General features: G+C 46.4%; 1 protein-coding gene. It reads right to left on the bottom strand.

Features of this window, described 5'->3' with window-relative positions; genetic code table 11:
- On the bottom strand, window positions 1–948 hold a 948-nt coding region (gene panP / locus R7O13_RS24910; protein WP_318304948.1), incomplete at both ends, for a pyridoxal-dependent aspartate 1-decarboxylase PanP.

The following is a 948-nucleotide window of genomic DNA, read 5'->3' as shown; positions in this document are numbered from 1 at the left end:
AGCAAAGTAGCGCGCTTTCTCGATACCTTGATCGATCAATAGTTCGTAGCCTGGGCGACTAATAATGTGCATCGCCGCATACACTAACATGGCCATGCCTGAGCGAGAGCCTTCTAGTGTATGACTACCTAAATCTTTTGAACCTTTACGTAAGATGTATTGCGCATGGTGTTCAATGGACTTCATCGCGTCGGGGTCTTTGAACAACACCATGCCTGCACCCATAGGGATGTACAGTTGTTTGTGCGCGTCGATAGTCACTGAGTCAGCCAGTTCAACACCTTCGAGAAGGTGACGGTAATGATTAGACATCAACGTTGCACCACCCCAAGCGGCATCTACATGGAAGTGACAATTGTGCTCTTGGCACACTTGAGCGATCTGCGACAGAGGATCGACGTTCCCCGTTTCTGTCGTGCCAGCGACACCGATAACCGCAATTGGTTTGATGTTTTGTTCTTTAAGCTCGGCAATTTTTGCTTTTAGGTCGTCAACAACAATACGGTTGTTTGCATCGGTTTTCACCGCGACTAAACCCTCTTGACCTAAGCCAAGTACGTCTGCTGCTTTTTTCAGTGAATAGTGACCACGTTCAGAAACCAGAACTGCAAGGCCTTCGTAGCCATAGTACTTCATGGCTTTGAATAGACCTTCTTTTTCTACCCCTTTGAAATCACCATCTGCTTTCAACGCTTTATTGCGTGCAACCCAAAGCGCCGTAATGTTCGCGATTGTGCCACCAGAGCAAAACGCACCAAGTGAATGGTTCGCGCTGTGCATCCATTTACGATAAAACTTGTCGTTTTGACCGTAAATTAAGCGGTGTAACATCCCTAAAACTTGACGTTCAAGAGGTGTGAATGCTTTTGATGTTTCGATCTTAACCAAGTTTTGGTTTAGCGCGATCATGATCTTGGATAAAGGCATCAAGAAGTAGGGTAGCGCCGA

Source organism: Vibrio sp. Y176 (assembly GCF_033438945.1).
The sequence above is the reverse complement of the archived record's forward strand: the minus strand, read 5'-3'. Positions and strand labels throughout refer to the sequence as shown.